Source organism: Mesorhizobium sp. M7A.F.Ca.CA.002.05.1.1, assembly GCF_003998335.1.
In the GTDB taxonomy this organism is placed as follows: domain Bacteria; phylum Pseudomonadota; class Alphaproteobacteria; order Rhizobiales; family Rhizobiaceae; genus Mesorhizobium.
Window position 1 is genome coordinate 1 of sequence record NZ_RZQI01000749.1, and the last position, 2,977, is coordinate 2,977.

Below are 2,977 nucleotides of genomic sequence, written 5' to 3' on the forward strand. Positions count from 1 at the left end.
GGCGCGACGGCGATCCAGCTTGCCTCGGCCTTCGGCGCCTATGTCATCACCACCGCCGGCAGCAAGGAGAAATGCGACGCCTGCCTGAAGCTCGGCGCAGACCGGGCGATCAACTATCGCGAGGCGGATTTCGTCGCCGCGGTCAAGGAGGCAACGGACGGCAAGGGCGCCAACGTCATCCTCGACATGGTCGGCGGCGACTATGTGGCGCGCAACTATGAGGCCGCTGCGGTCGAGGGTCGGATCGTCCAGATCGCCGTGCAGGCCGGCGCTGTCGCAAGCGCGGATTTTTCGAAAATCATGGTCAAGCGGCTTACCCACACCGGGTCGACGCTGAGGCCGCGCACCGTCGAGTTCAAGGCGGCGATCGCGGCGGCGCTGGAAGCGCAGGTGTGGCCGTTGCTCGGCACGCGCAAGGTTGCTCCTGTCATGGACATGATCTTCCCGCTCAGCGAAGCCTGGCGGGCGCATGAGCGGATGGAGGACGGCGAACACATCGGCAAGATCGTGCTCGACGTCGGCTGACAGCGAGCGAGGTCAGCGCCTCGCTGCCTACAAGATGAACAGAAGCTTAATGCTGCAATGCAGCATTTGCATCATTGCTATGCAAAATCAGCCATTCAAGTCCTCATCGATGACGCCTATTTGAGCACCATCGAAACGAACATCAATTTGGAGGACTACCATGAACCCGATCCGCGCTTTCCGTAACTGGCGTATGTACACCGAGACCGTCCGCGAACTGAACCGTCTCAACGCACGTCAGCTCAGCGATCTCGGCATCAACCGCGCCGACATCGAAAAGATCGCCCGCAGGGCTATCTAAAGCCACGTCTGGTCCGCTCCGGCGGACCAAGCCGTGGAAGCCAGAGCCGCACCAGACGACTTTTGTCGCGGTTCCGAGCCCGCTGGACCCAGTCCGGCGGGTTTTGTCGTTTTGGGGCCGGCAACTGCATGCGGCTCGACAGCAATCTGAGGTTGACCTCAGCTTTCAGCATGGCATTTTGATCCTGCGGGTATCGGTTGGCGTGTGGGAGCGCGTTGACGATCCGAGCCGGCAAGACGCTGACTCTGAAAGGACTGTGCGCTCTCATGTTCGATGATCTTACGGACAGGATCTACGAGGCCGCGTTCGTGCCGGATTTATGGGCGGGTGCGCTCGAAGCGGCCAGCGAGCTTTCGAGTTCGGCTGACGGCGCGATCTTCCTGTTCAGCGACGGCTCCCCCGTTCGCGGCCGGTTGAGTGACGAGTCTCCCGGGCATGGCAATTCCCTTGAAACCGTCCGCTCCCTGTTCGATGAATTCATTGCCGGCGACAGCTGGAAATTCTCCGATGCGATTCAGCGCATGTGCAGCCTGCAACCGGCGAGTTTCGTGCAGGTCGAAGATTTTCTGACTGCCGACGAGCTCGAGCATGATCCGGTACGGATACAATTGAGGGCGGCAGGTATCGGCGCTCATATCTGTTCGGCGGTTGCCATGCCGAGCGGCGAACTGGTTACATTTGTCTTTCAACGCTGGACGCGGGACGGCACCTACGATCAGACGTCGATCGACAGGCTCGACCAGCTTCGCCCGCACTTTTCGCGTGCCGGCCTGGTATCGGCGCGGCTGGGCATGGAGCAGGCCAAAGCGAGCGTCTCGGCTCTCGAGGCCCTTGGTCTGCCGGCGGCGGTAATGACTGCATCGGGACGCGTGCTGACGGCCAATGTGCTGCTGGAAAACATGCCATCCGTTTTCATCGCCGCCGCACATGGCGGCATGGCACTTGCCGACGTGTCCGCGAATGAGCTTTTCCGGCAAGCCATTACGCACAATTTGCAAGATCGGGTCGTGCGTTCCATCCCCATTCCAGCCAGGGAGGGCCAACCGGCGCTGGTCATTCATCTCCTGCCGCTGCGCCGTGCCGCGCATGAGATCTTTTCCGGGGCTGACATTCTGGTTGCGGCGACGGCGATGAGCGCCAGCGCCACCGTGCCGTCGCCAAGCCTGCTTGCCGGCCTGTTCGACCTGACGCCCGCAGAGGCGCGGCTGGCGGCCTCCCTTGCGCAAGGGCGGCCGTTGAAGGAGGCAGCGGCAAGCTCCAACGTCACCGTCAAAACCAGCCGCACCTATCTCGAACGGATCTTCGCCAAGACCGGGACACGGCAACAAAGCCAGCTTGTCGCCTTGTTGAAGAGCGCGGAGCCGTTCCGATGAGCGGCGGCCTGATCGAAGCGATTTACGAGGCGGCTTTCGTTCCCGAGCTCTGGCCCGGCACGACCGGTTCCGCCTGCGGAGAGTTCCAACTGATTGTCGCTGATGCAGAACCGCGGCCGTTGAAGGATGCGGCGTCCGATCTGACCATCACCGTGAAAACCGGCTGCACCTATCTTGAGCGGATATTCGCCAAGACAGGAACCCGCCAGCAAAGCCAGCTTGCCGCCTTGGTGAAGAACGCGGAGTTGGTAGCGCAGCCAACGAGGCACAAGTGACTTCCGATCTGGCCGACCGCATCTACGAGGCTGCATTCGTGCCGGAGATGTGGCGCGACGTCCTGGAGCAGTTGAGCAGCGAGTCCAACTCGGCTGCCGCCTCGCTTGTCCTGTTCGATGACCGAGCCCCGCCAAAATTCATCGCGACCGATTTGATCTCGCCAGTGCTGGAGGCTTTCGACGCTGCCAATGGATGGCAGAAGAGCGAGGAGGTGCAACTCCTCTTCTCGATGACCCCGCCTTCGGCTTTTGTCTACGACGCCGATTATTTCCCCGCCGGAGCTCTGGCAAGCAATCACCTGCGCCTCGATCGCACCCGGCCGCTGGGGATTGGCGGACAGATTGGTTCGTTCATCGTCATGCCGACGGGGGAAATGGCACTGTTTTCGACCGAGCGCTGGCGCGACAACGATCGTCCTTCGGCAGACGATCTCGCGCGAATGAACGCGCTGCGGCCGCATCTGGCGCGTGCCAGCCTGATTGCGGCGAGGCTCGGGCTTGAG

Annotated in this window: 4 protein-coding genes and 1 pseudogene; all 5 read left to right on the forward strand. The window is 61.9% G+C overall.

Features of this window, described 5'->3' with window-relative positions; all coding sequences use genetic code 11:
• The coding region (locus tag EN939_RS27765) for a zinc-binding dehydrogenase (RefSeq protein WP_164751275.1) at window positions 1-525 on the forward strand (525 nt) is incomplete at its 5' end.
• A gap of 160 nt (window positions 526-685) precedes the next feature.
• Window positions 686-826 carry a DUF1127 domain-containing protein gene (locus EN939_RS27770; RefSeq protein WP_013529236.1) on the forward strand — a complete coding sequence of 47 codons (141 nt, stop codon included), beginning with the start codon at window positions 686-688 and terminating at the stop codon, window positions 824-826.
• Between the two features lie 266 nt (window positions 827-1,092).
• The gene (locus EN939_RS27775) at window positions 1,093-2,199 is read left to right on the forward strand and encodes a helix-turn-helix transcriptional regulator (protein WP_127270920.1); all 1,107 of its coding nucleotides are present in this window, start codon (window positions 1,093-1,095) and stop codon (window positions 2,197-2,199) included.
• Window positions 2,196-2,474, forward strand: a complete 279-nt coding sequence (locus EN939_RS27780; RefSeq protein WP_127270922.1) for a hypothetical protein — start codon at window positions 2,196-2,198, stop codon at window positions 2,472-2,474. The genes EN939_RS27775 and EN939_RS27780 overlap by 4 nt, the downstream gene beginning before the upstream one ends.
• A pseudogene (locus tag EN939_RS27785) lies at window positions 2,471-2,977 on the forward strand (hypothetical protein); the annotation flags it as partial. The gene EN939_RS27780 and the pseudogene EN939_RS27785, both read left to right, overlap by 4 nt.